Genomic DNA, 1,083 nt, shown 5'->3' on the forward strand with positions numbered 1-1,083 from the left:
CACGTCATCACCCGCCACGGTGTCCACGCGCAGCCCCGGCAGGTTGGCGTCGATGGTGATATCGCGCTCGCCCGCGCCGGTGTTGCCGTGGCCGTTGGTGACGGTTGCGGTCACGCTCAGGCTGCCGTTGCCGAGTGCGGTCAGTACGTCTGACGGCACGCTCACCGACCAGGTCAGATCGCTCTGCACCGTCGCGGTATAGGTGTTGCCGCCGACAGAGACCGTCACGGTGTTGCCCGCTTCCGCATGGGCCACGGTACCGCTGATGGTCTGCCCCGCAGCCACTTCCGCCGCGTTAATCACGTTGTCGCCCGCCACGGTGTTGATGGTGACGGTCGGCAGCGCGGTGTCGACCAGCAGGTTCGCCGTATTGCTGATGCTGTTGCCTACCGCGTTGGTCGCGGCGGCGCTCAGGGTGTAATTCGCTTCGCCCAGCCCCGCCAGATCCGCTGCCGGTACCGTCAGGCTCCAGCTGCCGTCCGCCGCCGTGGTGGCGGTGTAGTTTTTACCGTTCAGGGTCACGGTCACCAGGGTGCCTTCCGCCAGGTTGGCGCTGGTCCCGCTGACGTTCAGATCCTGACCTTTCTCCACCGCGTTCAGCACGTTGTCGTCGCTGAGGGCGTTAAAGTTCACCGACGGCAGGCCGGTGTCGACGGTCACGTTATGCGTGCCGGTGCCGGTATTGCCCGCCGCGTCGGTGACTGACGCAGTGACGGTCACGGTACCGTCGCTGAGGCCGGAGATAACGCTCGCCGGAACGCCCACGCTCCAGTTACCCGCCGCGTCCAGCACGGTGGTGTAAGTCTGGCCGCCAATCGTGACGGTGACCTTGTCGCCCGCCGCCGCGCCGGTGGCAGTGCCGCTGACGATCTGCGCCTGAGCGTGCTCAGCCACGTTAATCACGTCATCGCCCGCAATGACGTTGATGGTGACCGCAGGCACGGTCACGTCCACCGTCAGGTTGTGGTCAACGGACGCCGGGTTACCGGCCTTGTCGCTCACGGAGGCCGTAACGGTCACGCTGCCGTCGGTCAGACCCGCAAGGTCAGCCGGCGGAACGCTCAGCGTCCAGGTGCCGTCTGA

Annotated in this window: 1 protein-coding gene; it reads right to left on the reverse strand. The window is 66.5% G+C overall.

The window, feature by feature from the left end:
• Positions 1-1,083, reverse strand: a 1,083-nt coding sequence (locus V5P19_RS22900) for an Ig-like domain-containing protein (protein ID WP_334407813.1), incomplete at both ends; no start/stop codon positions are given.

The organism is Enterobacter sp. UNJFSC 003, from assembly GCF_036903355.1.
Taxonomy (GTDB): domain Bacteria; phylum Pseudomonadota; class Gammaproteobacteria; order Enterobacterales; family Enterobacteriaceae; genus Enterobacter.